The following is a 345-nucleotide window of genomic DNA, read 5'->3' as shown; positions in this document are numbered from 1 at the left end:
AGCGAGCCCTGAGATGAGTCATCCCTGACCCCTTGAGGGTCCTAAAGGGCCGTTGGAGACCACAACGTTGATAGGTGGGGTGTGTAAGCGCAGTGATGTGTTGAGCTAACCCATACTAATTACCCGTGAGGCTTAACCATACAACACCCAAGAAGTGTTCTAAGGCTTGTAGCAGATACCAAGCGAACTACTCAAATTCAGTGATAGTGACAAGCCAAGCGCAACATCACTACTCACGTCAGCTTTCTAGATTAAAGAATTTGCCTGGCGGCCATAGCGCCGTGGAACCACCTGATCCCATGCCGAACTCAGAAGTGAAACGCGGTAGCGCCGATGGTAGTGTGG

The 345-nt window shown here is 51.0% G+C and carries 2 rRNA genes; both read left to right on the top strand.

Annotated features, from left to right (window positions below):
- Positions 1-140 (top strand): 23S ribosomal RNA (locus ACW5XC_RS20440); the annotation flags it as partial.
- Between the two features lie 123 nt (positions 141-263).
- Positions 264-345, top strand: a 5S ribosomal RNA gene (gene rrf / locus ACW5XC_RS20435); the annotation flags it as partial.

This window comes from Aeromonas sp. 25-AL00135, assembly GCF_054052385.1.
Note: the sequence above shows the minus strand (reverse complement) of the source record. Positions and strands in the feature narration are given on the sequence as shown.